The 25,337-nt window shown below is 49.8% G+C and carries 23 protein-coding genes; 21 read left to right on the forward strand and 2 right to left on the reverse strand.

Annotated features, from left to right (window positions below; all coding sequences use genetic code 11):
* Window positions 1–27: 27 nt before the first annotated feature.
* Window positions 28–690, forward strand: coding sequence for an adenylate kinase (adk, locus tag QNJ26_06005; GenBank protein MDJ0985079.1), 663 nt, complete (start codon window positions 28–30; stop codon window positions 688–690).
* Window positions 691–881: 191 nt separating this feature from the next.
* Here the strand turns inward: adk and QNJ26_06010 are convergent, their stop codons facing one another.
* On the reverse strand, window positions 882–2,279 hold the full coding sequence (locus QNJ26_06010; protein MDJ0985080.1) for an HD domain-containing protein: 1,398 nt from the start codon (window positions 2,277–2,279) through the stop codon (window positions 882–884).
* A gap of 466 nt (window positions 2,280–2,745) precedes the next feature.
* Between QNJ26_06010 and rho the strand changes: the two genes are divergently transcribed.
* The 20 genes from rho to QNJ26_06110 all read left to right on the forward strand — a co-directional run bounded on the left by rho (window position 2,746) and on the right by QNJ26_06110 (window position 24,549).
* Entirely contained in the window at window positions 2,746–3,993 is a 1,248-nt protein-coding gene (gene rho / locus QNJ26_06015) for a transcription termination factor Rho (protein ID MDJ0985081.1), read from the forward strand.
* Between the two features lie 196 nt (window positions 3,994–4,189).
* Entirely contained in the window at window positions 4,190–4,414 is a 225-nt protein-coding gene (gene rpmE / locus QNJ26_06020; GenBank protein MDJ0985082.1) for a 50S ribosomal protein L31, read from the forward strand.
* A gap of 309 nt (window positions 4,415–4,723) precedes the next feature.
* Window positions 4,724–5,809 carry a peptide chain release factor 1 gene (gene prfA, locus QNJ26_06025; GenBank protein ID MDJ0985083.1) on the forward strand — a complete coding sequence of 362 codons (1,086 nt, stop codon included), beginning with the start codon at window positions 4,724–4,726 and terminating at the stop codon, window positions 5,807–5,809.
* Window positions 5,778–6,680 carry a peptide chain release factor N(5)-glutamine methyltransferase gene (prmC, locus tag QNJ26_06030; GenBank protein MDJ0985084.1) on the forward strand — a complete coding sequence of 301 codons (903 nt, stop codon included), beginning with the start codon at window positions 5,778–5,780 and terminating at the stop codon, window positions 6,678–6,680. Before prfA ends, prmC begins: the two co-directional genes overlap by 32 nt.
* 329 nt (window positions 6,681–7,009) lie before the next feature.
* Window positions 7,010–7,945, forward strand: a complete 936-nt coding sequence (gene rpsB / locus QNJ26_06035; protein MDJ0985085.1) for a 30S ribosomal protein S2 — start codon at window positions 7,010–7,012, stop codon at window positions 7,943–7,945.
* A gap of 2 nt (window positions 7,946–7,947) precedes the next feature.
* Window positions 7,948–8,547: a translation elongation factor Ts gene (gene tsf / locus QNJ26_06040; GenBank protein MDJ0985086.1), complete on the forward strand. Its 600-nt coding sequence runs from the start codon at window positions 7,948–7,950 to the stop codon at window positions 8,545–8,547.
* Entirely contained in the window at window positions 8,548–9,264 is a 717-nt protein-coding gene (gene pyrH / locus QNJ26_06045) for a UMP kinase (protein MDJ0985087.1), read from the forward strand. It abuts the gene before it with no gap.
* 135 nt (window positions 9,265–9,399) lie between these two features.
* Entirely contained in the window at window positions 9,400–9,957 is a 558-nt protein-coding gene (frr, locus tag QNJ26_06050; protein MDJ0985088.1) for a ribosome recycling factor, read from the forward strand.
* Window positions 9,947–10,690, forward strand: a complete 744-nt coding sequence (locus QNJ26_06055) for an isoprenyl transferase (GenBank protein ID MDJ0985089.1) — start codon at window positions 9,947–9,949, stop codon at window positions 10,688–10,690. The genes frr and QNJ26_06055 overlap by 11 nt, the downstream gene beginning before the upstream one ends.
* A 178-nt stretch (window positions 10,691–10,868) precedes the next feature.
* Window positions 10,869–11,675 (forward strand): phosphatidate cytidylyltransferase, encoded by an 807-nt coding sequence (locus tag QNJ26_06060; protein MDJ0985090.1) that lies wholly within the window; start codon window positions 10,869–10,871, stop codon window positions 11,673–11,675.
* 225 nt (window positions 11,676–11,900) lie between these two features.
* On the forward strand, window positions 11,901–13,064 hold the full coding sequence (locus QNJ26_06065) for a 1-deoxy-D-xylulose-5-phosphate reductoisomerase (protein ID MDJ0985091.1): 1,164 nt from the start codon (window positions 11,901–11,903) through the stop codon (window positions 13,062–13,064).
* Between the two features lie 91 nt (window positions 13,065–13,155).
* Window positions 13,156–14,250, forward strand: a complete 1,095-nt coding sequence (gene rseP, locus QNJ26_06070) for an RIP metalloprotease RseP (GenBank protein ID MDJ0985092.1) — start codon at window positions 13,156–13,158, stop codon at window positions 14,248–14,250.
* Window positions 14,251–14,456: 206 nt separating this feature from the next.
* Window positions 14,457–17,453, forward strand: coding sequence for an AIR synthase-related protein (locus QNJ26_06075; GenBank protein MDJ0985093.1), 2,997 nt, complete (start codon window positions 14,457–14,459; stop codon window positions 17,451–17,453).
* A 208-nt stretch (window positions 17,454–17,661) separates the two neighbouring features.
* A complete protein-coding gene (purQ, locus tag QNJ26_06080) occupies window positions 17,662–18,480 on the forward strand; it encodes a phosphoribosylformylglycinamidine synthase I (protein ID MDJ0985094.1) in 819 nt (272 codons plus the stop codon).
* 313 nt (window positions 18,481–18,793) lie between these two features.
* On the forward strand, window positions 18,794–19,285 hold the full coding sequence (locus QNJ26_06085) for a GspH/FimT family pseudopilin (protein MDJ0985095.1): 492 nt from the start codon (window positions 18,794–18,796) through the stop codon (window positions 19,283–19,285).
* A gap of 12 nt (window positions 19,286–19,297) precedes the next feature.
* Window positions 19,298–19,717, forward strand: a complete 420-nt coding sequence (locus QNJ26_06090) for a prepilin-type N-terminal cleavage/methylation domain-containing protein (protein ID MDJ0985096.1) — start codon at window positions 19,298–19,300, stop codon at window positions 19,715–19,717.
* A complete protein-coding gene (locus QNJ26_06095; protein MDJ0985097.1) occupies window positions 19,714–20,316 on the forward strand; it encodes a prepilin-type N-terminal cleavage/methylation domain-containing protein in 603 nt (200 codons plus the stop codon). The genes QNJ26_06090 and QNJ26_06095 overlap by 4 nt, the downstream gene beginning before the upstream one ends.
* A gap of 18 nt (window positions 20,317–20,334) precedes the next feature.
* The gene (locus tag QNJ26_06100; GenBank protein ID MDJ0985098.1) at window positions 20,335–20,874 is read left to right on the forward strand and encodes a hypothetical protein; all 540 of its coding nucleotides are present in this window, start codon (window positions 20,335–20,337) and stop codon (window positions 20,872–20,874) included.
* Between the two features lie 61 nt (window positions 20,875–20,935).
* Window positions 20,936–24,061, forward strand: coding sequence for a PilC/PilY family type IV pilus protein (locus tag QNJ26_06105; protein ID MDJ0985099.1), 3,126 nt, complete (start codon window positions 20,936–20,938; stop codon window positions 24,059–24,061).
* Window positions 24,062–24,075: 14 nt separating this feature from the next.
* Window positions 24,076–24,549, forward strand: coding sequence for a hypothetical protein (locus QNJ26_06110; protein MDJ0985100.1), 474 nt, complete (start codon window positions 24,076–24,078; stop codon window positions 24,547–24,549).
* A 105-nt stretch (window positions 24,550–24,654) separates the two neighbouring features.
* Here the strand turns inward: QNJ26_06110 and QNJ26_06115 are convergent, their stop codons facing one another.
* Complete coding sequence (locus QNJ26_06115) at window positions 24,655–24,996, reverse strand: hypothetical protein (protein MDJ0985101.1); 342 nt, start codon at window positions 24,994–24,996, stop codon at window positions 24,655–24,657.
* Window positions 24,997–25,337 lie beyond the last annotated feature (341 nt).

Below are 25,337 nucleotides of genomic sequence, written 5' to 3' on the forward strand. Positions count from 1 at the left end.
TATTTGAGAAAGAAAGGAGAACAGCACATGCGATTGATCTTATTGGGCGGACCCGGTGCAGGAAAGGGCACCCAGGCGAACTTTATTAAAAACCAATATCAGATTCCGCAGATTTCAACAGGTGATATGTTGCGCGCCGCAGTCAAGGAAGGCAGCGAGATGGGCTTAAAAGCCAAGGAATACATGGATGCCGGCAAACTGGTCCCGGATGATGTCATCATCGGTTTGGTCAAAGAACGCATTGTTCAGCCGGATTGTGAGAAGGGCTTTCTTTTTGATGGGTTTCCCCGAACCATTCCGCAAGCAGACGCGATGAAAGAAGCCGGAGTGCCCATTGAGGCTGTGGTGGACATTGATGTGCCGGATGAAGAAATCGTCAAGCGCATGAGCGGTCGCCGGGTACACTTGGCCAGTGGGCGGACCTATCACGTGGTGTTCAACCCGCCACGTGAACCGGATAAAGACGATGAAACCGGGGAGCCACTGATTCAGCGCGACGATGACAAAGAAGAAACGGTGAAAAAACGTCTGGATGTTTATCACGCCCAAACGGAACCGTTAATTGGCTATTATAAAAACTGGGAAGAATCCGGTGAACCTGCCGCGCCCAAATACTTTCGCATCGAAGGGGTTGGCAAGGTCGAAGAAATCCGAGACCAAATTTTTGCTACGCTGGACCATTTAAAATAGCTCTCTGTAGAGGCTCCCCTTATGGGTTTAACATTCTGTGAGTCTAAAAAAAGCTGCTATATCTAGTGTGTCAGGTGTTCCGCCGCAGGCGGATTCAGGTGTCAGTATGGATTGAGCTGACATCACTTACCTTCAGATGCTCAACACTGACACCTGACACCTGAAACCCCAATCACCACATTTGACACTGGCTATTTTTTCTTAATTGACTCCTGATTTCGAATTAGCTCTCGCACCAAACTAACCGCTTGCTCTCGTGTCATATTACGCATTGACAACCGCTCTTCTTCGACCCGATCTAAAATGGTTGCAAACAGCGGAGAGGGTTTAAGCCCAAAATCAGTGATCAGGTCTTGACCCGTGATCAGCGGTGGCCTGGCTGCCTTGGGTTTAAAATCTTTTTCAAAATCAAACATCAATTGTTTCAAAAACGTGATGAAGGCACTGCTCTGCTGGCTTGGCTTTCGCGTTTTGCCCAGCATATCCGCTGCGGCCATCACCAGCAACTCGGGCAGATATGGGCCGCATTTCATAAAAAACCGCGTCACTGCGCGGGATGTCGCCTTTTGTTCCCGCAGCGCCACATAAAGGTGCCGAGGGCGCGGATGATGTGTCACTAGAAAATGGGTTGTGTCGCTGAAACGATGTGAACATTTTAGTCTTCGGCAGATATGTTCTGCCATCTGTGCGCTGCGGCGCTCATGACCGTAAAAATGAAACATGCCCTCTCGGTCAACGGTCTGCGTAGACGGTTTGCCAATATCATGCAGCAGCATGGAAAATTTAACCAGCGGGAATTGCGCTTTGGCGATGTGATGGGTGAGTTGGGCACCATCGGCGGCCTTTGATGGGGACATGGGTGTCAGCAACTGTTCCAGGTGCAAAAAAGCCTGCAGCGTATGATCAAACGCGCTAAATTGGTGATGTCGATTTTGCCGGCAGTTTTTTAAATCCGCAAGCTCGGGCAGTACGGCTAGCAGCAGATGATTGTCGGCCATCTGGCAGAGATAAGGGTGGGATCTAGCGCATTGAAGCAATTTAAACAGTTCATCGCGTACCCTCTCGCCTGCGGATTGACGGATGAGAAGTGCATTTTTTTTGATGGCGGCGATTGTCCCTGATTCGATCTCAAATTCAAATTGCGCCCCAATTCGATAGGCTCTGAGCAATCGGACTGGATCCCGTTTAAAAATATTTTCTGATACCATGCGAATGATCCCATTCGTCAGATCAAGCTGAGCGTTCATCGGATCGATCGTCTGCTGAGCCGACAGGTCATAGGCCAGGGCGTTGATAGTGAAATCCCTTGCCATCAGATCTTTTTCAATTGACGCTTCTTTGACCTGGGCGATATCAACGATGGCTTTATCGCTGACCACCCGAATGATCATCTGATCGGCTTTGCCGATTTTAACAACACGGCCATTCGTGCGCCTTTCAATCAAGCGCGCAAATTCGAATGGATCTCCGAGCACGGCAACATCATAGTCGACCGGAGAGCGGCCGCAAAGCATATCTCTGATCGAACCACCGACCAGGAATGCACCGGGTGTTTGCGGAAAAATTTTGGGATCAATACGAATCATCATTTAAAAATGGCGGCAGGTTCCGCTATCGGTTTTAAAAATCGGACAAACTGCTTGACATGATTGCTATTATGATATAATTTTTAAAGTAGCTAATCTCAGGCATAACCCGCCAGATAGTGAGGATGTCTAATTAGAATCTTCTAGTTTAAAGTCACTGTACACTCATAATCCTCCTTAAAAATCGATATGGATCCAATCCATTGGCCTGCTGTGTAGGGACGCCTATATTTATATCAGATACTCAATGTCGCTAAGTGACAACGCCACTCAAACGGGTGATATCAAATGTAACCCGCCTTGTGCTTAATGATAAGGCTCGCGCAACACAACGCGTTTAGTGATAAAGCATTGAATATCTTTCCGATGTGCCGATTGTCAACCGCAAAGACATAACTGCGACTTAGATTGCTTTCGGCCAGCGGTAGAAATGCCTACCTGAATCATAACATAAAGGGGAAAAAGTTAGATGAATATTGTAGAATTAAAAGAGAAGAATATCAGCGAACTGACGCAAATGGCCAAACGGTTTAAAATCGATGGCGCTGCCGGCATGCGCAAACAGGAGTTGATGTTTGCCCTGCTGCAACACCAGATTGAAAAAAACGGTTTCATCTTTGGTGAAGGAACGCTGGAAATTTTACCCGACGGATTTGGCTTCCTCAGGTCACCGGATTCCAATTATCTGCCCGGACCAGATGATATCTATGTCTCGCCGTCCCAGATCCGACGATTCAACCTGAGGACCGGCGATACGATTTCCGGACAAATTCGCCAGCCTAAGGAATCGGAGCGCTATTTTGCCCTGCTTAAAGTTGAAGCGGTTAATTTCGAAGATCCGGAAGTGGCCCGCGATAAAATACTTTTTGATAATCTCAAACCGCTATATCCGGATCGTAAGGTCAATCTTGAAAATGATCCAGAAAATTACTCCACGCGCATTATGGACATGATGATACCGATCGGCTTTGGCCAACGGGGTCTGATTGTCTCTCCACCCCGCTCCGGCAAAACCATGCTGCTGCAAAGTATTGCCAACGCCATAATTGCCAGTCATAAAGATGTGGTGCCGTTCGTATTGTTGATCGACGAGCGTCCGGAAGAGGTCACCGACATGGAGCGCACGGTGGCTGCGGAAGTGATCAGTTCTACCTTTGATGAGCCGGCCGAACGACATGTTCAGGTCGCTGAGATGGTCATTGACAAAGCCAAACGCCTGGTTGAACACAAAAAAGACGTGGTTATCCTACTCGACAGCATTACGCGCTTGGCCAGGGCCTACAACTCGGTCGTACCGCCCAGCGGGAAAATATTATCCGGTGGTGTGGACTCCAATGCCCTGCAACGGCCCAAACGATTCTTTGGTGCTGCACGAAATATTGAGGAGGGGGGCAGTTTAACCATTATTGCCACGGCGCTGGTTGATACGGGCAGCCGAATGGATGAGGTTATTTTCGAAGAATTTAAGGGAACCGGCAATGCTGAAATTCAGCTGGATCGTCGCCTAGCAGACAAACGCGTGTATCCGTCCTTTGACATAAAACGCTCAGGCACCCGCAAAGAAGAGTTGCTGCTCAAAGAAGAAATCTTAAACCGGGTATGGATATTGCGCAAGCTGCTGACATCATTAAATACGGTGGACAGTATGGAATTTTTGCTCGATAAAATGCAAGGGACCAAGACCAATAAAGAGTTTTTAGATTCAATGAACGCATAACCACAATTTGGGGTTGCCAAAAGGAAACCTTTCGGCTATACAGCGTATTTTTACGTAATTAGTATTTAGGGTTTAATTTATGCATAGTATGTTAATAATCTGAGGCAACCTATAAACTGGTTAGTCCGATACCAAACACCAAAAACCAAACACCAAATACCAAACACGAGATATATTGATAGGGGATTGAGATAAAATGAAAGCAGACATTCATCCAGAGTATCACAAGACCACCATTCAGTGCGCCTGTGGAAACGTTCTGGAGGTCGGATCGACCAAGGCGGACATCCGGGTTGAAATTTGCTCACAATGCCATCCGTTTTTTACCGGTAAGCAAAAATTGGTGGATACCGCCGGTCGTATCGAACGTTTCCGCAAAAAATACGAAAAGTTTCAGCAACAAAAAGAAAAGCCCAATTAGCAGCCCCCGCCTGCAATAATGCTGCTAAGCTCGCGGGCGTTTGTTTACCGGACGCACACCGGCTTAGCCGCATTAAGACACACTGTTGCCGTGCTGGCATCATGACAGGCGCTTCCACCGCCCATTTCCTGCAAAAAAATCACCTGTTAGCGCAAGAAGCCCGTTACACATATTTTACGGTCAGTCATCATCGCCGGCCGGCATAAAGATGCAGGCCTCATAAAATGCAAGCCGTTGCTGCCCGGTGATGCCGCTTGCTGGTCGGAAGATCCTTGAGGTTAACAACACAAAAAGTTTGGAAGCGTTAATATGCTTGAACAATTAAAAGGGGTTGAAGAAAGATTCTTAGAGATTGAAAAGCGGTTGAGCGAACCGGATACCGTAAAGGATCGCCAGGTTTACCAGGTACTTACGCAGGAGCACGCTGAGTTAAATAAAATTGTGACGGTTTACCATCAATACAAAGAAACCTTGCAGGGAATTGAAGAAAGTACCGAGCTGCTGCAAGACTCGGATCCAGATATCAAAAATTTGGCGCGTGAAGAGCTTGCGAATCTCAATCAACAGCGAGATCATTACGAAGCGGACCTCAAACGGCTGCTGTTGCCCAAGGATCCCAATGATGACAAAAATGTGATCATTGAAATCCGGGCCGGTACTGGCGGCGAAGAGGCAGCGCTGTTTGCCGGCGATCTTTTTCGAATGTACGCACGCTATGCAGAAGGCCGTCGGTGGAAAGTCGAGGTTATGTCGCAACACCAGACCGGCGTCGGCGGAATCAAAGAAATTATTGCATTGTTTCAGGGCAAAGGCGCATACAGCAGTTTCAAATTTGAAAGCGGTATTCACCGCGTTCAACGGGTTCCGGCCACCGAAGCGCAGGGGCGGATTCACACTTCTGCGGTTACCATTGCGGTATTGCCGGAGGCCGAAGAGGTGGATGTAAAGATTGACCACTCCGAGCTTAAAATCGATGTCTATCGTTCCACAGGCCCGGGAGGTCAAAGTGTTAATACAACGGATTCAGCCGTCCGCATCACCCATTTGCCCACTGGCTTGGTGGTCACCTGCCAGGATGAAAAATCTCAATTAAAGAACAAAAATAAGGCCTTAAAAGTGCTGCGCTCACGACTGCTGGATCAAATCACTCAGGAACAGAATGCCAAACGATCTGAAACACGCAAAAGCCAGGTGGGTAGCGGGGATCGCAGCGGTCGCATCCGAACTTACAATTTCCCCCAGGGGAGAGTGACGGATCATCGCATTGGACTGACCCTTTATAAGCTCGAGGATATCTTGCAAGGAGAGCTCAGCGAGCTCATTGATCAACTGACGACTTATTTTCAGGCACAGGCCCTGCAAAATGCACAATCAAATACAACCCCCGCGACCTGAATGGACCATCCTAAAGCTGCTTCAATGGGCCACCACCTACTTTAAGTCCTACCATATTGACAGCCCACGGGCCACTGCTGAAATCCTCTTGGCGAACGCCCTGGGGACCGAACGGCTGGCGTTATACTTGAATTACGATCAGCCCTTGAATGCAGAAGAGCTCAACCGCTTCAAAACGGTTATCAAACGCCGGATTAAGCGGGAGCCGGTGGCCTATATTCTGGGGTACAAAGAATTTTGGTCATTGGCGCTAGAAGTCAACCAGCAGGTTTTAATACCCCGCCCGGAAACCGAATGCCTGGTTGAAAAGGCGCTGGACAACCTCAAGACGCCATCAGATTCAGAACGCCAACTCATCCTGGAACTGGGTACCGGCAGCGGAGCGGTCCTTTTGGCTCTGGCTTCTGAGAATGCGCGACACACCTATTGGGGGACCGATATTTCCACGACGGCAATTCAAGTTGCCCAACGAAATGCCCTTCGTCATGGACTGAGCGCAAATATCCAGTTTATGGTTGCGGATTGGTTTGCGCCATTTGCTGCCCGTACAGAGTTGTTTGATATGATCCTTTCCAATCCTCCCTATATCAGGACTGGGGATTTAGGACGGCTTCAGCCCGAAATCGAGACCTTTGAGCCCCGCTTGGCCCTTGATGGTTCCAAAGACGGCCTGCGATGTTTGCGTCATATCATCCAAACCGCCCATCACTATTTGAAACCCGGCGGAATGCTCCTTTTGGAGATGGGATATGACCAAAAGGCGTCCTTAGCGGACATAACAGATCGTTGTGGTCAGTATGATAATGTTGTTTTTTACAAGGATTATAGTGGATTGGACCGCGTTGTCCGCATGTGCAAAAACACACGCTGATGGCGCCACCATATCAACGCTTTTGGCAAGGCCGGCGGATAGAAAACACGCCAAATGGGTTAGGATTCGCCGTGTAGAGCAGCCCGTTTCATTGGTAACTTGATTTTTGGCTAATAGGCTGTCTTTAAATCCGATCTTATTCTCGCGGTCGGTCTCATGCCAGATTCAGATAAACGAAAAAACTGTTGCGGTGCTGAACTTTATTTGCTATTTGAAATGGATTTTTTACTACACACGTCGCCGGATCTGTTGTCCGGTGCTTTCATCGAAAGTGGGCGGCAGGGTTGACGGCGGCGGAGGAAAAACCAATTGATGAAGGGAGAAAGAAAATGGCTTATGTTAGCATGAAAGAATTGCTGGAGGCCGGTGTGCATTTTGGCCACCAGACCAAACGCTGGAACCCCAAAATGAAGCCTTACATATTTGGGGCCCGAAACGGCATTTACATTATTGATCTTCAAAAAACCGTCTCGATGTTTAAGACCGCCTATAATTTTGTCCAGGCGACCGTTGCCGAGGGCAAATCAGTGCTTTTTGTTGGTACGAAGAAACAGGCACGGGAATCCATTTACGAAGAAGCCAATCGCAGCGAAATGTTTTACGTCCACAATCGCTGGCTGGGCGGTATGATGACAAATTTCCAAACGATTCGCCAAAGCATCGATCGATTAAATTATCTTAATGAAATCCAAAATGACGGCTCCATCAACATGTTTCCCAAAAAGGAGCGACTGAAACTGGCCAAAGAGCGCGTCAAGCTGGATAATAACTTGGGTGGGATTCGCACCATGAATGATTTGCCCGGTGCTATTTTTGTCGTCGACCCTAAAAATGAAATGATTGCCGTACGGGAAGGCAGACGGCTTAATATTCCCATTGTCGCAATTGTTGATACCAATTGTGACCCTGACGAGATTGATTATATTATACCGGGCAACGATGATGCGATTCGCGCGATTCGCCTGCTGACCTCCAGAATTGCCGATGCCTGTATCGCCGGCAAAGCGGCTTTCGAAGAAAAAATGCAGGCCGAAGCTGACAAGGAAGGTGAAGAAGAGTCTGAAATTGCCGCTGCCAGCGCCGAATTACAGCCGGGTGAGCGCAAAGTTATATCCGACGGGACCCAAGGCCCGGTGGTGGAAATCATTCGCAAAACAGATGCCGAACAGCCGTTTGAGGTGGATGAGACCGAGGCAACTGTCGATGAAGATTCGAAAACCAAAAAACCCATCGATCAAATCGATACAGAGGCAGCAGGAGAGTAAAAATGGCAACTATCAGCGCGGGTATGGTAAAAGAGCTGCGGGAAAAAACCGGAGCCGGTATGATGGATTGCAAGAATGCCCTGACAGAAGTCGACGGTGACATCGAAAAGGCAGTCGAATTTTTGCGGAAAAAAGGTTTGGCCACCGCCCAAAAAAGAGCCGGCCGTGCGCTAAATGAGGGCATCATTCAATCTTACATTCACATGACCGGAAAGCTGGGTGTTTTGGTTGAAGTCAATTGTGAAACTGACTTTGTGGCGAAAAATGAAGATTTTCAAGAATTTGCCAAAAATATTGCCATGCACATCGCAGCCAGCAATCCATTGGGCATCACACCTGAAGATGTCCCAAATGATGTCATTGAAAAAGAAAAGGAAATTTATCGAGCCCAGGCCCTTGAGATGGGCAAGCCCGAAAATGTGGTCGATAAAATCGTTGAGGGAAAACTCAATAAATTTTACGAGGAAAGTTGCTTGCTCAATCAGCCCTATGTACGCGATACCAACATATCCATCGCAGATCTATTGAATGAACAGATCGCCAAGATTGGTGAAAACATTTCGATCAAACGATTTGTGCGCTACCAGATTGGAGAATCCTAAATCGTGAGCCAACCTTCGTACAAGCGAATTGCCCTTAAACTCAGTGGCGAGGCGCTCATGGGGGATGAAGATTTCGGCATCAGTCCGGACATGTTGAAGTACGTGGCCAGCGAGATTAAGTCCGTTGTCGATCTGGGGGTGCAAATCGGCATTATTGTTGGTGGCGGTAACATTTTCAGAGGTGTTGCTGCAACCTCATACGGTATGGAGCGCGCCTCCGCCGATCATATGGGAATGCTGGCCACGGTGATCAACAGCCTGGCGTTGCAGGATGCATTGGAAAAAATGGGTCTTGAAACCCGTGTTCAAACGGCCATCTCCATGCATGAACTTGCCGAGCCATATATTCTGCGACGGGCGCTCCGTCACCTGGAACGGGGGCGCGTGGTGATTTTCGGGGCCGGAACCGGCAACCCTTACTTTACGACCGATACCGCTGCCGTATTGCGGGCCCAGGAGATCCATGCCGAAATTCTACTTAAAGCCACCAAGGTCGATGGGCTGTATGATTCGGATCCGGTTGTGAACAAAAATGCTCGGATTATCAAAGATACCAGTTACATGAAGGTTCTCGAGAAACAGCTCAAAGTGATGGATATGACGGCCATCTCGCTCGCCATGGATAACCAACTGCCGTTGGCTGTATTTGAGCTCAAAACCAAGGGCAATATCAAGGCCGTTGTTTGTGGCGACAATATTGGTACGCGCATCTCTTAACACCTTCCGGCGCATGGTCTTCCAACCTTCCACGCACAATTGGGTTGATATGGTCTGTACATTATTGATATAATAATTATTTTTAATAGCAACCTCACCTAACAATCGCCTTTCAGGCACCATTGAGGTATAGTCATGATTGATGATATCTATCAAGAAACCAATGAGAGCATGGGCAAGTCGGTGGAGGCACTGAGCAGGGAGCTAAAACGGGTCCGCACAGGGCGTGCCTCGTTATCGATACTTGACGGAATCAAAGTCGACTATTACGGCTCCCTGACGCCGCTCAATCAAATGGCGACGCTGGCCGTGCCTGAGAGCCGCCTGATAACGATCCAACCGTGGGATGTATCGGTAATCAAGGATATTGAGAAGGCGCTTTTAAAATCCGACTTAGGACTCACCCCGGCCAATGACGGTAAGCTGATCCGCATCTCCATACCGCCTCTTACCGAGGAACGCCGCAAGGAGCTGGTCAAGGTTGTTCATAAAATGGCTGAGGATTACAAGGTTTCAGTTCGTAATGCCCGGCGTGACGCCAATGAATTGATAAAAAGCTTGAAAAAAGATGGTGATATATCTGAGGATGACGCCTTCAAGTCCCAAGATGAGGTTCAGAAAATAACCGATGCCCATATCAAGAGCATCGACGAATGTTGTCAAGAAAAAGAGAAAGAAATCCTTGAATTCTAGTTCTTCCTCAGACCGCTCCGAAGACCTTGATAAAAAGAAGCTGCCTGCTCACGTTGCCATCATCATGGATGGCAATGGGAGATGGGCGAAAAAGCATCTTTTATCCCGCATCAAAGGACATGAAAAAGGGGCAGAAGCAGTTCGAACCGTTGTGCGCGCCAGCCGTGAACTTGGCATCGCCCATCTGACGCTCTACGCATTTTCGACCGAAAACTGGCAGCGGCCTCAAAAGGAGGTCAATGCCCTGATGACCCTCCTGACAAACTTTTTAAAATCCGAACAGAAGGAACTTGCTGCGAATGACATCCGTCTGGCAGTGATTGGACAAATAGAGCGGCTACCGGGCAAAGTTCAGCAGGCGTTGCAGGAGACCATGGAACTAACGCAGCACAACTCTGCGCTACAGCTGAATTTGGCCCTAAGTTACGGCAGCCGTGCGGAAATCGTACGCATGGCCCAACTGATCGCTCGTAAAGTGCAAAAAGCGGAAATAGATCCGGCTGCTATTGATGCCGAAACTGTTGCCGCCCATCTGTTTACCAAAGATATGCCGGATCCGGATCTTTTGATTCGGACGAGCGGAGAGGTTCGCATCAGCAATTTCTTGCTGTGGCAGATTGCCTATGCTGAGATCTATATCACGCCGACGCTCTGGCCTGATTTCAGCAAAGAAGAATTTATCGAGATCCTAATAAACTATCAGCAGCGGGAACGTCGTTACGGTCAGGTTTAGTGTTAGGTCCCACGCAAACATTACAAGGGAGGTTTCGGGTATCAGGTGCCACCTTCTTTAGCTTCTGGCTTCTCGCTTCTTGCTTCTGGCTTGAAGCCGGTAATCAATTTTTTTTCAGCCAGTAACCAGGGGCCAGAAGCCAGCAGCCAGGTACTGACACCTGACACCTAAGGAAAAGATGCACCTTAAGCGTTGGATTACAGGACTGATTGCGCTGCCCATTCTCATTTTTCTAATTTATAAAGGCGGGGCTGCGTTTTGTTTGCTCATCAGCGCCGCAGCGGTGACAGCGCTTTGGGAATATAATCGTATCGTGCTGGACGACGCGCTGGCTCCCGTCTCCGGTATCATTACGGGGTGGGGCTACTTGCTGGGGGGTGTTATCGCTTGGGCGGCATATTGGGTGGGGCCGGAGCTGATTCTGAGCCTCGTGGCCCTGAATCTGGTAGTGGTTGCGCTAATCTCGATGTTTCATTTCAAGACCGACCCGGCGGTTTTGAAGGTGATTGTGCGTCAGCTTCAGGGCATCATTTACATACCCGTCCTGTTGGCCTTTTTGGTGCTTATCCGGGCAGACGATAATGGCATGAACTGGATCTACCTCCTATTGGCAGTTGTTTTTGCCGGTGATACCAGTGCCTATTATGTCGGGTCCTACTGGGGTCGGCACAAATTAAGCCCGGCCATCAGTCCTGGCAAAACCATTGAGGGATCTGTGGGCGGTCTGGCTGCCAATCTGGCGGTCGGCGTCATCGCCAAGATGCTGTTTTTTCCAAGCCTGCCGTGGGCGCCGAGCATCTTATTCTTTCTTGCCGTCGGTATAGCGGGTCAAATGGGAGACTTGTTTGAATCGGAGATGAAACGGTTTTCCGGGATCAAAGACTCCAGCGGTATATTGCCCGGGCATGGGGGCGTTTTAGACCGCATTGACGCCCTTTTGTTTGCATCTCCGGTGGCGTATGTGTTTATCCGGTTTATATTTTAATCAAGGAATTATCATAAACAGTAATATTTTAACCTCAAAGCTGTCTCAAAATTAGTAGATAACGTTTTCCGGTTAAGCCGGTTTAGACCGTTGAGCCCGTTAAAAAAAGAAAAGGTCTGTTTTTAATTCTAACCGGCAAACGGGCTAACGGGTAACGGGCTCAACCGGTATTTGTTAGATGCGTTTTTGAGAACAGAACTTGGTAGACAATAGACAGAGAAATTAATGAAACACCTCTCCATACTGGGATCAACGGGTTCTATTGGCCGCAATGCCCTAAAGATAGTTGAGATGTTCCCGCAGCACTTTTCGATCAAGGCTTTGGCGGCCAAAGCCAATATCGATTTGTTGGCCAAACAAATTGAGCAATTTGTTCCCGAACTGGCGGTTGTCTATGATGCTGAAAACGCTCAGCAATTAAAGCAAAAACTGGGGGCCGCAACTACAACTGAGGTTCTTTATGGAGAAGAAGGCTATCAGGCGGCAGCCAGTGCCGACGGAGTGGATATGGTTCTTACGGCAGTTGTCGGTGCCGCTGGCTTAGGGCCGACCCTGGCAGCCATCGAAGCCGGCAAAACGATTGCACTGGCCAATAAAGAAACCCTCGTGATGGCTGGCGAGATTGTGACAGCCAAAGCCGCTGAGCATGGTGTCCACATTCTGCCGGTAGACAGTGAGCATAGTGCTATTTTTCAATGCCTTGAAGGTCATCGCAAGGCGGATGTGGCGCATATCTTACTAACCGCCTCGGGCGGTCCATTTTTGAATCTGCCGTTGGATCAATTTTCCCAAATCTCAACGGCCCAGGCCTTAAATCATCCCAATTGGGATATGGGGCCCAAAATTACGGTTGATTCTGCTACGCTGATGAACAAGGGCCTGGAAGTCCTTGAGGCCAAAGCGCTTTTTGATGTTTCTGAAGACATGATTGAAGTGGTTATTCATCCCCAGAGCATCATCCATTCGATGGTGGCCTACCAGGACGGCGCAGTGATGGCGCAGCTTGGCATACCGGATATGAAGGCGGCAATCGCCTATGCGCTGTCGTATCCTAAGCGGCTCGACCTGAATCAGCCGCTGCCGGATTTTTCCGGTCAGCAGGATCTGACTTTTCAAAAGCCGGATCTGGAAAAATTTCCTTGTCTGGCACTGGCATTCCAGGCTTGCAAGACCGGCAAAACCGTGCCGGCCGTTTTAAATGCTGCCAATGAAATCGCGGTCAACGCGTTCTTAAATCAGCAAATTCCGTTCACCGCGATTGCCAAGGTTGTCGCCATGACGATGGAAGCGCATGATGTCCATGCCAACCCGGCGCTTTCCGATATCCTCGCAGCTGACCAAGACGCGCGACAGAAGGCCGCAGCTTTCGTAAAAAATTTTCAAATTTAAGCGAATTTCACATATGCAGTGGTTGTTCTATAAATCTTAAATTTGAATCGATCGACCAATAACCAATAACCACTAACCAATAACTAAGATTATGGGTATAACATTACTTTCGTTTATCATTGTTCTTGGCGTTCTCATATTTTTCCATGAATTCGGACATTTTTTGATTGCCCGGCTTTTCGGTGTCGGGGTTGAAAAGTTCTCGCTGGGGTTTGGGCCCCGGCTGATTGGAAAAACCATCGGCCGCACCGACTATCGTATCTCAGCCATCCCCCTTGGCGGTTATGTCAAAATGATCGGTGAGGAACCGGATGCCGAGGTGTCGCCGGAGGATATGGCCATTTCTTTTACGCATAAACACGTCCTCAAGCGAATGTGCATTGTCGCCGCAGGCCCCATTTTCAACATCCTGTTGGCGGTGATCATTTTTTTCGCGATGTTTTGGATTTCAGGCGCCATGATATTAAAACCGTCTGTGGGGGAGGTCAGAGACGGTTCGCCAGCGCTATCCGCCGGTTTAAAAGCGGGTGATCTGATCACCGCCATTGACGGGGCGGTGGTTTCCAACTGGGAAGATATGACGGAACTTATCGGTGCCAGTAACGGAAAAACGCTGGAAATAGCGGTTCAACGAGGAAACTCAAATACGGTGGTCCGGGTCACACCTGAGCTGGTTGCGGCCAAAAATCTATTCGGTGAGGATATCCAGCGATTTATTATCGGTATCAGCGCTGCGGGTGATTTTGACACCCGAGAATTGAATTTGTTTCAGGCGCTAGCAGAAAGCCTAAAGCAAACCTATACCATTGTCGAATTAATGGTGATCATTCTTGGCAAACTGTTCACCGGTGACATATCTGCTGATACCATTGGCGGTCCGATCATGATTGCGAAAATGGCCGGGGACCAGGCCAAAGCCGGCATCAGCAACTTGATATCCTTCATTGCTTTGATCAGCGTCAATTTGGCGATCATCAATTTGGTGCCGATACCCATTTTGGATGGCGGCCATTTACTTTTCTTTTTTATTGAACTGATTAAAGGCCGTCCGGTTAATTTGAAAATCCGCGAGGTAGCACAGCAAATCGGTTTGTTTATTATTCTTCTGCTGGTCATTCTGGTCTTTTACAACGATATTTTCAGGTACAAAGATAATATTCTTGAATTTCTCAAGGGGATTTTTTAGTTGATAGTGACCAACTGGCAATCTTTAGAAAAGCCAAGCCTGATAAACGTGTTTGGTATTTCGTATTTAGGATTTCCACGATTTCATGCAATTTGTTAAGCGCTGTAAGAAACACCAAACACCAAGCATCCGTTACAGTTAAGCCTTCTCAAATGAAAAGCCTTTGATAACCCGTTAACCATTTGCCACCAGGATTAAAGACAGTTATGCCAGCCAGACTCGAAATTGCCTTGAAGGATCACCTGCTCGATGCTGAAGGCGAAGGGATTCGGCGCAAAGCCTCCGATTACTTCGGCCTGAAGCTTTCACGGGTGCGCTCGGTTCACATTCTGACCATTGATGCCGATTTGAACCCGGAGCAACTCAAACAGATTCAAAGTGATATTTTCACCAATCCGGTAACCCAAATTTCTTCTTTTGAGCCATTGGCGGTTCCTTTTGACTGGACCATTTGGGTCGGCTACCGGCCCGGCGTGCGTGATAATGCGGGCGCTACCGCTGTTGAAGCCGTTGAAGATTTGCTGGGGGTGTCGCTGGCAGCCGATGCCGCCATTTACACATCCAGACGCTATTGTATTCAAGGCGGTGGTCTGAGTGAAAATGATCTGCACAAAATTGCCGGTGAATTGCTGGCCAACGATATTATTCAGCAATGGGAAGTCATTGCTAAAGCGGATTGGGACCCGAAAAACGGGATTGGGATAATTTTGCCAAAGGTGCGGCTGGACCATATCCCAACGCTTGGCACCATCCCTATCGATAGCGATGAAACCCTGGCCCGTATCAGCACTGAGCGAAATCTGGCCCTGAACCCCAATGATATTCCTGTCATTCGGGCGTATTTTATGGATCAAAAAGTGCAGGCGGATCGTGCCCGGGTGGGGCTGGCCGATCCGACCGACGTCGAACTGGAATATATTTCCCAGGCCCGCAGCGATCACTGCAATCACAATACTTTTCAAGGCCTGTATCACTATCACGATCTAACAACCGGCAAAACCCAACGGGTGGATAACCTTTTTAAAACCTGCATCGAAGCCCCCACTGTGGCCCTTAAAGCACAAAAGCCCTGGGTGATCTCCGTGCTGTGGGATAATGCCGGTGCCGGTCGATTTGACGATGATCATTATTATGTCATTACCGGCGAAACCCATAATTCGCCATCCAATATGGAGGCATATGGTGGTGCCATCACGGGAATTGTCGGTGTTTATCGCGATCCACTGGGCACCGGTAAAGGCTCTCGTCTGCTGATGGGCAGCTATGGGTATTGCGTTGGACCGCGAGACTACGCGGGTGATCTAAAGCCGCAACTGCATCCCCGCCGTCTGCTGGACGGTGTTATCGAGGGCGTGCGTGACGGTGGTAACAAAAGCGGTATACCGACAACTTTTGGACAGGTGATATTTGATGCGGGGTACCTGGGGAAATGTCTGGTGTTTGTCACCGCAGTGGGTATCATGCCGGCCCAAATAGGCGGTAAACCGGCTGAGCTGAAACGGACCTCACCAGGCGAGTGGGTGATCATGAGTGGCGGCCGGGTGGGCAAAGACGGTATTCACGGTGTTACCGCAGCCTCAGAGACGTTCTCGGAAAACACGCCGGCCGGGCATGTGCAGATTGGAGATCCCTATACCCAGAAAAAAATGCACGATTTCCTGCTGGAGGCCCGTGATAAAGGGCTGATACAGTTTATTACCGACAATGGCGGCGGGGGCTTGTCTTCCTCGGTTGGTGAATCGGCGCGTTATGCCAACGGTTGTGAAATCGAACTTGAAAAAGTGCCCCTTAAATATGAAGGTCTTGACCAGTGGGAGATATGGGTGTCCGAATCCCAGGAACGCATGACGGTGGCCATTCGTCAACAGGACCTGGATGAATTCATGCAGCTTTCCAAGAAACATGCGGTTGAAAGCACCGTTATCGGCCGATACGCGGATTCCGGCAAGCTTCACATTTCTTATGCCGGCAAGACCTGCGCCTATATCGAACTGGACCTGCTAAAATCCGGTTTTCCCCAATGGGAATTTGAGGCCGAATGGATTTCGCCGCAGCAGCGCGGTTTGTGCGAGCCGGTGATCAACAGCCCGCAGGATGTCAATCAGCTGCTGCTGGATATGCTGGCGCGGCCCAATATTTGCTCAACGGAATGGATTATTCGGCAATATGATCATGAGGTCCAGGGCACCAGTGTGATTAAGCCACTGGTGGGCGCCGAGCGGGATGTGAATAGTGATGCCTCGGTAACGCGACCGGTACTGCATTCTGCCAAGGGATTGGCCTTTACCCAGGCCCTGCTACCGGCGTATTCAGCTATCGATGCCTACCACATGACCAGTTGCACTATTGATGAAGCCGTCAGACGCTTGATCGCCGTGGGCGCTGATCCGGACCACATCGGTGGGGTGGATAATTTCTGCTGGCCCAGCATTCAATACCACCCGGTCGATAACCCTGATGGCAAATTCAAGGCCGCCCAACTGGTACGCGCTTGCTGGGCCCTGCGGGATATGTGTGAAGCATATGAAATCCCACTGCTGTCAGGTAAAGACAGTATGTATGTGGATGGGCACCTGCCTGGACGCTACGGTGAAATGCATAAAGTCTCTGCCCCCGAAACACTTCAATTCTCGGCCATATCCGTTGTTGAGGATATCCAGCACTGTGTATCGATGGACAGCAAAGTGCCAGGTGATCTGATCTACGTGCTCGGTACCACCCGTAATGAACTCGGGGGTTCAGAGTATTACGCCCACTTTGGTCAGATCGGGTTGAATGTGCCCCGGGTGGATACTGAAAATTTTAAGACGGTTTATCGGGCCTTAAACCAGGCCATCAAGCACGGTTTGGTCGCCTCGGCTCACGGTATTTACCGCGGCGGCTTGGGGGTGCACTTGGCAATGGTGGCCATGGGCGGCAGTCTGGGGTTGCAGATTGATCTGCAACAGGTGCCGGCTTCGGGCGTAGATAATGATCCCGCACTATTATTTTCAGAATCTGCCGGCCGTTTTATTGTCACCATTGATGCGCAACATCGTCAAGATTTTGAAAAACTGTTTGCGCCCTCAACCTGTGCCTGCATCGGAACTGTGACCGCAGAGCCGCAACTGAACATCAACGGTCTGGAAGCAAATACCATCGTTTCGCTGGCTGTGAGCGCTTTGAAATCGGCCTGGAAAAAGCCGTTTGGGGACCTCATCTAAAGCAAAAAAAGGTTCGGATGTTCAAGGTTCTGAGTTCAGAGGTTAAAGAGACCCTATGTGCCGGTCACCAAATGGCTGCTGGCTTCTGGCAACTGGCGATTGGCTAAACCGATTCGTACGATATTCAGAAAAAGCAAGGTGCCAGAAGTGAGAAGCCAGTGGCAAAAATAGCTACCACTTTGATAACGGAAAGTATTGGAGAACACCCATGCGTGATGTGAACGTGATGGTTCTGGCCGGTTACGGCCTAAACTGTGACAATGAGACGGCTCATGCGTTTGCGCTTGCCGGAGCCCGAACACAGATGGTCCACATAAATTCACTGATTAATGGGGACGCCCATCTGGAAGATTTTCAGATTATGGTCTTTATCGGTGGATTTAGCTGGGCTGACGATCACGGGGCCGGTGTGGTCCAGGCGGTTCGACTCAAAACCCATATCGGTCAGCAGATCCTGGAATTTGTCGAACAGGGAAACCTGATTCTGGGTATATGCAATGGGTTTCAAGCGCTGGTCAACTTCGGCCTTCTGCCGGGCTTCGATCATGACTATACCCAACGCTGCTTGGCGCTGACCTTTAATGATTGCGGCAATTTCAGAAATCAATGGGTCCACTTAAAGATCAACCCCGCTTCACCCTGTGTGTTCACCCAGGGTATCGCGTCGGCCGAATTCCCGGTACGCCACGGGGAAGGTAAATTTTATGCCGATCAAGATACCCTCGCCCGTTTGTTGAAAGATAACCAGGTGGCGCTTCAGTACTGCCGGTCCGATGGGCGTCTGGCTGAAGGACGCTTTCCCGATAACCCCAATGGGTCTCTGCATGATATCGCCGGTATCTGCGACCCCACCGGGCGCATTTTTGGTCTGATGCCCCATCCGGAAGCCTATAACCACTGGACCAATCATCCCGATTGGACCCGCAGCCGTGAAAAGGCCAGGCGGCAGGACCTGTCACCGCAGGACCACACCACCGTGGGCATTCGCATGCTGCAAAATGCCGTCAATTATGTTCGCAGCGCTTGATAACCATTTTCATGCCCTAGAGACACCTTTTATATTACTTTTCCGAATTTACAATTACGTTGATGTAATTCAAAGCACGTCATTCCTCCTATTTGGCGGTTTTCTTTTCCTCCCAAACTGTGCGGGTTCCCATTTTATTGCATTTGTGCACCTTCACATCTGCAAGGACTATCACACTTAATCTTTATTTTTCAGTCTCTTACAGCATTCTTTTATTTGGAGCGCAGTCAGCGATATCCTTCCTTTGCATTTCTGTCATTAGCAAGTCTTAGCTGGCACAGGTTTTGTATCATGCTGGCCGGAGGAGAATAAAATGATGCAAAGAAATTCAGGTTTGACTGCTTTGGAACTGGCGACCACCATTGCGATTGTGGCTGTGATCGCTGCTTTGGTAATGCCGCCCTATCTTAAATGGAACCGCGCGCGCCGCTTAGAAGGTGCCGTTGTTAATTTGACATCGGATCTTGAAATGGCCAAAATACGCGCCATTCGTGAAAATGCGTTTGTCGTGGTTGATTTTGATGCCGACAGCTACACGATGTTCGTTGATACGGGTGATGGTGTCGGCGGACCGCCCAACTGGAATCAGGATACCGACGAAAGACAAATTTTAAACCGCAAAATGCCTGCCGGTGTGCAAATCGACACTGGTAGCCTTAGTTTCCCGACGGTCAATGATAAAATGAGATTCAATGCCCGGGGGATACCGCCCGATCTGGTCTTGCCTGAAATTATACCGGTGGCCAATGCCGCTAAAGACCGGCAGGTGTCCATCAACCGTCTGGGATTCATCAGTATACAATAAAGGAAAACCACAATGAGAATCAGAAGGATTCATAAAGTTGCCCAAAACGATAGGGGATTTTCGTTGATTGAACTGCTCATCGCCATGTGTGTCATGGCGCTGGGCATGCTGGCGGCCGCTTCTATGCAGTACTCGGCCGTGCGCAACAACACCACCGGAAACACTTCCACCCAGGCCAATATGCTGGCCAAAGCGACACTGGAAATGCTTAAAGGCCAGGATATCGAATCAACGGCGCTGGCGGTCGGGGACTATGTTGATCCTTCCCCGGTTGATGCCGACGGCAATCCGGGCGGCATTTATAACCGCTCCTGGCGGATTGATCCCTTGGGGGCTTCGACGCGTCGCATCAGCGTGACGGTGGCCTGGACCAGATTTGGCAGCACCCGGCAAGTTACGATGCGCACCAATACCATGGGGAGCGGCGTATGAGCACCGATCTTATTCGCACAAAATCCAGCGCTGACCGGATTGCCGGTTTTACCTTGATTGAAGTACTGCTGTGCATTGCGATCCTTTCAATTCTGTTTGGAACGGTCTTTCGCTCATTTGCGAACGTCAACCGTTCCTATACCAATGAAAATGTCAAAGCCGGTGTTCAGCAAAAAGCACGCATTGGCATAGATTTGATGGCGCGTGATATCCGTCTGGCCGGATTAGACCCTCTGGGTGATGCCAACGCCGGTTTTAATGCGGCCAATACCGACACGAGCAGCGTTCAGTTTACAGCCGATCTGAACTATGACGGCGATCTGGATGATCCATTTGAAGATATCAGTTATACGTTAAGCGGCAATTTACTTCAGCAAACCAGCGATCCGGGAGGCGGTACGGTAACCGCCACCCTGATGGATAATGTCACTGCGCTGACCTTTACCTATTTGGACTCAGAAGACAATATCCTGCCGCTGCCAGTAGCCACCGATCAGATTCGAACCGTCGTCATTTCACTGACCGTCCAACGGCCTTCCGGTCCGAAGGGGCAGGTCAGCCGGACGTATAGCACGCGGGTCAGATGCCGTAATCTGTAGCCAAGAAAAGAGAAAATAATGATACTGCTGCGATCACTGAAAAACACCATACACAATGAAGACGGCTTTGTGCTGGGGACCGCCATTCTGATTTCAGCCATTTTGCTGCTGGCCGGTGTGCTGGCGGTGTGGACCTCCAATACGGAAGTGACTATCGTCCGCAACGAAGGCCAGATGATCCGAGAATTTTACGATGCCGAGGCCGGGGTGGTCGATGCCATTGAAAATTACAACACGGGCTCGACCACCTGGATGACCAATGATTTTTTGTCCGCTGACCCGACAATTGCCGGCAATGCCGTCACATCCAATGATCAAGGCGGAAATGCCATTGCCACCGTTGAGGTGCGCTGCATCGAACCCAGTGCAACGCCCATATCGTCGTTCAGCGATGCGGCCAACACCATCCCCCAGCAGCCGCATATCGGTTCACCGCCTCCCGGATCGGGATACAGTCTGAAGTATTTTGAAATCCGTCGTTACAGCTTAACGGCGACATCAGCCAACGGCAACACCCAGGTTCAAGTGGGTGCTTGGAAGGTATTCAATAAATTTTAAGGTGATGACGACATCATCGAAACGCAGGCAGCAAGGAATTCAAGACAGGGAGATAGCAGGCATGAAGAAAGCCGTTTGGGTTGCAATGATATTGATGGTGATTTCGACCATATCTGGTTGGGCCGACGATACGGAGATCTATGGAACGGTCACCAATCCGGATTTAGAGCCCAACATCCTGATTGTTTTTGACTCTTCGGGCAGTATGTCCACCGAAGATGTGCCAGGCACACCTTATGACCCGGCAACCGTTTACGCGGGGTCCTACAGCACGGATGCGGTGTACGAACGCTATTGGAGCTGGGGCAGCTGGTCCTTTCAATGGCGTGTTTTTGCAGACGATGTGGCAGATCTGAATTGTACCTGGATAAAGGATGATCTGCTAGCACAGGGCTATGCTTACGGCCGTATCTATTCATCCAGTTATGCCTGCGGTGGTTCTCGTCGACGCTTGCGCATGGGCAATTTTATGAATTATGATGAATCCGGAATAGGGGAGACCAAAAGCCGGATCGAAGTCGCCCAGCAGGTGATCACCGATCTGGTTAACAACACCACCGGGGTGCGCTTCGGTCTGATGAAATTCAACTGGGACCAGGGCGGCCAACTGGTGGCGCCTTGCGGCACTGACAAAAGCACGTTGATCACCGAAATTGGCAATATTAACGCCGATGGCTGGACACCCTTGGCAGAAACCCTGGCCGAAGCCGGGCTTTATTTCGCGGGCATGAGCAGCTGGTACAACACCGGTGTCACCTATACGTCCCCCATGCAGGAAAGATGTCAGAAAAATTACATTATCGTCATGACCGACGGTCAGTCGACCCAGGATATCGATTCCCGGCTGACGGGCACGCCGTATATCAACGGCGATGTCATTGGTGATTACGACAACGACCACAGCGGCTCGGAGGCTGATTACGAGGATGACGGCTCTGACTATATGGATGATGTGGCCAAATACCTTTATGAAAATGACTGTCATACCACCCTGGGTGATGGGACGACTTTTGACAAGCAAAAGATCGTCACTTACACCATCGGGTTCAAAACCTCACATGCCTTGCTGCAAAACACGGCCGCCAATGGCGGCGGGGAGTATTTTACGGCCGATAACATCTCGGAGCTGGCCATGGCCTTTGATCAGATTTTGTCGGCCATCTCCGAAGAAAATGCAGTCTTTGTGGCCCCGGTGGTTCCCATCAGCCGCATGAACCGGACCTATGCCGGCGACAAGATCTACCTGGGATTCTTCAAGCCCCAGCAGAGCGGACGCTGGATTGGCAACATCAAGCGCTACGGTTTGGACAGCAGTGGTATTTTGTATGATGCCACCGGCATGGAAGCCTGCACATCCGACGGTTTGATCAAAAACAACACCCTTTCTTATTGGACCATACTGGGCGCTGACGGTCCGGATGTGGAAAAGGGCGGTGCTGCTGAAGTTCTCGATCTGCTGATTGACAGCCCTGCGGCCCGCCATCTGTATACCTATACGGGTCTGGCTTCGGATTTGACCCACTCGGCCAACGCCTTTGAGGACGCCAATGTGAATATCACCCTCGGCGACCTGGGGGTAGCGACCAGCACCGAAAGAACAGATTTGTTCAATATGGTTCATCAGGGCAGACTCGGTGACATCATACATTCTGAACCGGCTGTGGTGCATTATCCGGATCCGGACGGCAATCCGGCCACCGATGATGCCAAAACCATTATTTTTTCAGGCTCCAACGATGGCGTTCTACATGCTTTTGATGATGATGACGGCAGTGAACTTTGGGGATTTGTTGCCCCCAGCCAGCTGGGTCGTCTGAAATTACTCAATAATGATGACCATGACTACTTCATCGATGGTTCCCCCTCTGTGTACTATGGTTCCAGCCAGAAGATCATGATCGTCGGCGAACGCCGTGGCGGTCACAATTACGTGGCCCTGGATATCACCGCCCATGACGCTCCGGCCTGGTTGTATTCCATCGGGGCCACTGCACTGGATCCCAACCCTACCAATAACCCGGACACCGATAGTTACGAGCTGCTCGGCCAATCGTGGAACCGGCCGCAAACGGTCACTGTGGCGACCGATGTGACCACCAGCGAGACCGGCATACCCCCGACCTGCAGTGTAACGGTCACCAACGATGTGCAGGATGTGTTTTTAATCCCCGGCGGCTATGACAACAACCAAGATCTGGACACCCCCGGTGCAACCGATGCGGTCGGTCGGGCGCTTTTTGCGGTGCGCGTAGCCGATGGTCAGTTGGTCAGCGGATTGAATTTTAACGCCATTGATCATACCAGTCTGGGGATGACGCATTCCATCGTGGACGTCTCTGGCATTGACCATGACGGTGACGGTATTGTCAGCCGCATTTACACCGGCGATTTAGGGGGCAATATCTTTGCTTTTAAAGACGATGAAGTGATGTCATTTTGCGGCGGCAGCAAAACAAGATCGGTTGCAAACGGTGTCTGGAGTTCTCAGAAACTGTTTTCCGCCTCTGCGGCGGATGGTATTCAGCGCAAGATTCTGTATGCCCCTGATGTGGTGGGCGAGGACTATGGCGAGTATATCTTTTTTGGCACTGGCGACCGATCGGATCCGGATGATACCGGTGTGGCGAATCGTTTTTACGCCGTCCAAAACGATTGGTCGGGTGGTGTCACCATGGATGAAAATGATCTGATAGACGTGACCGATGACCTGATCCAACTGGGCACCGAAGCTGAGCAGCAGGCGGTCAAAACAAGTCTTGAGAACGGAAACGGCTGGTTTATCCGTCTGGAAAATCTGGGTGAAAAAGTGGTGGCGTCTCCCAGAGTATATGGTGGGGTGGTCTATTTTACAACCTACACCCCGGATTCCGGCGGCGGTGGCGGGGGTGACCCTTGTGCGGCTTCCACCGTCAGAGGTGTTGCACGCCTGTATGCGGTGGATTACAAAACAGGCGCTTCGGTCAGTGACTTTAGCGCTGTGGTTGAATACGATGGCGACGGTAATACCGTTGATTTGGGTAAAAAAGATCGCGTGATTGCCATTGGCACCGCAATTCCATCGGCACCGGTGATTGCCATTCTGGAAGGCGGCGCCCGCATATTTATCGGTGTTGAAGGCGGTATTGTCAGCATGCCCACCATCGTAACACCGGATATGTACCGCTATTACTGGCATCAAATTTTTTAGAAAGGGTGAACCCAATGAATCTACAAAAGAGCAAACGCTTAAACGCCATCCGGTGGTTACTGATGATCTGCATCGGTATCCTTATATGGCCCATTTATGCCACCGCAGATTCCAATCGATTCAACAATTTTAGTTTTGACGATTGCGACCCCTTTCAGGCCCGTGCGCGCATTATGGATTTAGATGGCAGCAAGGCGCAATTGGTGGCAGCCGAGCAAACCATATACATCGTTGATTGGCATCTTGGGGACCAGCAGTTAACGACCGAACTGACGGGTGCTGATGGTAAACCCATTGATTTCGGCTCATTGCGGGAAGGGCAATGGGTCTTGGTTAAAGGCTTCAAGCATATCGATGGCGGGGTGGTGGCGTCGTTGGTGCAGCGTATCCGTGCGCCGGAACGCCAGATACCGGTGGTGCGTAAAATCAGCAAAGAAAGCCGGCGCTATAAACGCATCAAACGGCGGCTGGAAATCAAAAACAACTAACATTCCTGCTGCAAAGCGCAATTGCAGGCCATCCAATGCGAACGCCCTCCCGAGGACCCGCATTCATTTGGCGGTTCCTGCAGGAGGGCGTTCAGGGATCACAGATTACATCTTGTCGGACGTATCAAACGGATCAAAATTCTTTTTCATGGACTCTATTTTCTGGTTATGATCGCTGGTCATCGCTGTACCGGTGGGCCCGGCCATTTCGCTTAGCACTTGACTCATCTGGGACAAAATTTCACCCATTTTTTCTTGGGTTTTGGCATCTACCTTACCGCTGCTTAACATCTTTGAAAATTTCCCTGTCAGCTCAGACATACTGCTCAGATTGGTGCCCATGGTGTATTCACCGGCCTGGGCCAGGTTGGTAAAGCTCATTGTGGCCATAAAAGCGAAAATAATTAAAAGTGACATTATCATATAATGAAGAGGTGATGTTTTCATGATGTCCTCCTTTTTACAAAAACCATATGGTTTGACATTTAATGAGTTGCGTACGGGCGAACCGTTAATACTTGGAAAGCCCCTACATTTTGTTTCATATAATATATATCCGAAATCTAGACTTGCAATACCCTTCAGGTAATGATTAGGTTACGCTGCTTTAAGGAAATATCAACAGCAATGCCTTAACAATCCAATACCTTAGATTGCAAACTCGTGCCCGCCACCTGTGCCCCCTTATCGCCAAAGGTGCTTAGCGGCTACAGAAACCCGCCAGGCCCGGACGAGGCGACCTGACATACAGCATCACACACTGTTTAGCAAATTAGTATCGAATACAC

The organism is Desulfobacterales bacterium (assembly GCA_030066985.1).
Classification (GTDB): Bacteria; Desulfobacterota; Desulfobacteria; order Desulfobacterales; family JAHEIW01; genus JAHEIW01.

Coding starts and splice junctions, on each gene's coding strand:
- rho (MDJ0985081.1), top strand. CDS start 2,746: ATGAATATTGTAGAATTAAAAGAGAAGAATATCAGCGAACTGACGCAA.
- QNJ26_06100 (MDJ0985098.1), top strand. CDS start 20,335: ATGATACTGCTGCGATCACTGAAAAACACCATACACAATGAAGACGGC.
- rseP (MDJ0985092.1), top strand. CDS start 13,156: ATGGGTATAACATTACTTTCGTTTATCATTGTTCTTGGCGTTCTCATA.
- QNJ26_06105 (MDJ0985099.1), top strand. CDS start 20,936: ATGAAGAAAGCCGTTTGGGTTGCAATGATATTGATGGTGATTTCGACC.
- rpsB (MDJ0985085.1), top strand. CDS start 7,010: ATGGCTTATGTTAGCATGAAAGAATTGCTGGAGGCCGGTGTGCATTTT.
- adk (MDJ0985079.1), top strand. CDS start 28: ATGCGATTGATCTTATTGGGCGGACCCGGTGCAGGAAAGGGCACCCAG.
- prmC (MDJ0985084.1), top strand. CDS start 5,778: ATGCACAATCAAATACAACCCCCGCGACCTGAATGGACCATCCTAAAG.
- QNJ26_06110 (MDJ0985100.1), top strand. CDS start 24,076: ATGAATCTACAAAAGAGCAAACGCTTAAACGCCATCCGGTGGTTACTG.
- QNJ26_06095 (MDJ0985097.1), top strand. CDS start 19,714: ATGAGCACCGATCTTATTCGCACAAAATCCAGCGCTGACCGGATTGCC.
- QNJ26_06085 (MDJ0985095.1), top strand. CDS start 18,794: ATGATGCAAAGAAATTCAGGTTTGACTGCTTTGGAACTGGCGACCACC.
- QNJ26_06060 (MDJ0985090.1), top strand. CDS start 10,869: ATGCACCTTAAGCGTTGGATTACAGGACTGATTGCGCTGCCCATTCTC.
- rpmE (MDJ0985082.1), top strand. CDS start 4,190: ATGAAAGCAGACATTCATCCAGAGTATCACAAGACCACCATTCAGTGC.
- QNJ26_06065 (MDJ0985091.1), top strand. CDS start 11,901: ATGAAACACCTCTCCATACTGGGATCAACGGGTTCTATTGGCCGCAAT.
- prfA (MDJ0985083.1), top strand. CDS start 4,724: ATGCTTGAACAATTAAAAGGGGTTGAAGAAAGATTCTTAGAGATTGAA.
- frr (MDJ0985088.1), top strand. CDS start 9,400: ATGATTGATGATATCTATCAAGAAACCAATGAGAGCATGGGCAAGTCG.
- QNJ26_06115 (MDJ0985101.1), bottom strand. CDS start 24,996: ATGAAAACATCACCTCTTCATTATATGATAATGTCACTTTTAATTATT.
- QNJ26_06090 (MDJ0985096.1), top strand. CDS start 19,298: ATGAGAATCAGAAGGATTCATAAAGTTGCCCAAAACGATAGGGGATTT.
- QNJ26_06075 (MDJ0985093.1), top strand. CDS start 14,457: ATGCCAGCCAGACTCGAAATTGCCTTGAAGGATCACCTGCTCGATGCT.
- tsf (MDJ0985086.1), top strand. CDS start 7,948: ATGGCAACTATCAGCGCGGGTATGGTAAAAGAGCTGCGGGAAAAAACC.
- purQ (MDJ0985094.1), top strand. CDS start 17,662: ATGCGTGATGTGAACGTGATGGTTCTGGCCGGTTACGGCCTAAACTGT.
- QNJ26_06010 (MDJ0985080.1), bottom strand. CDS start 2,279: ATGATGATTCGTATTGATCCCAAAATTTTTCCGCAAACACCCGGTGCA.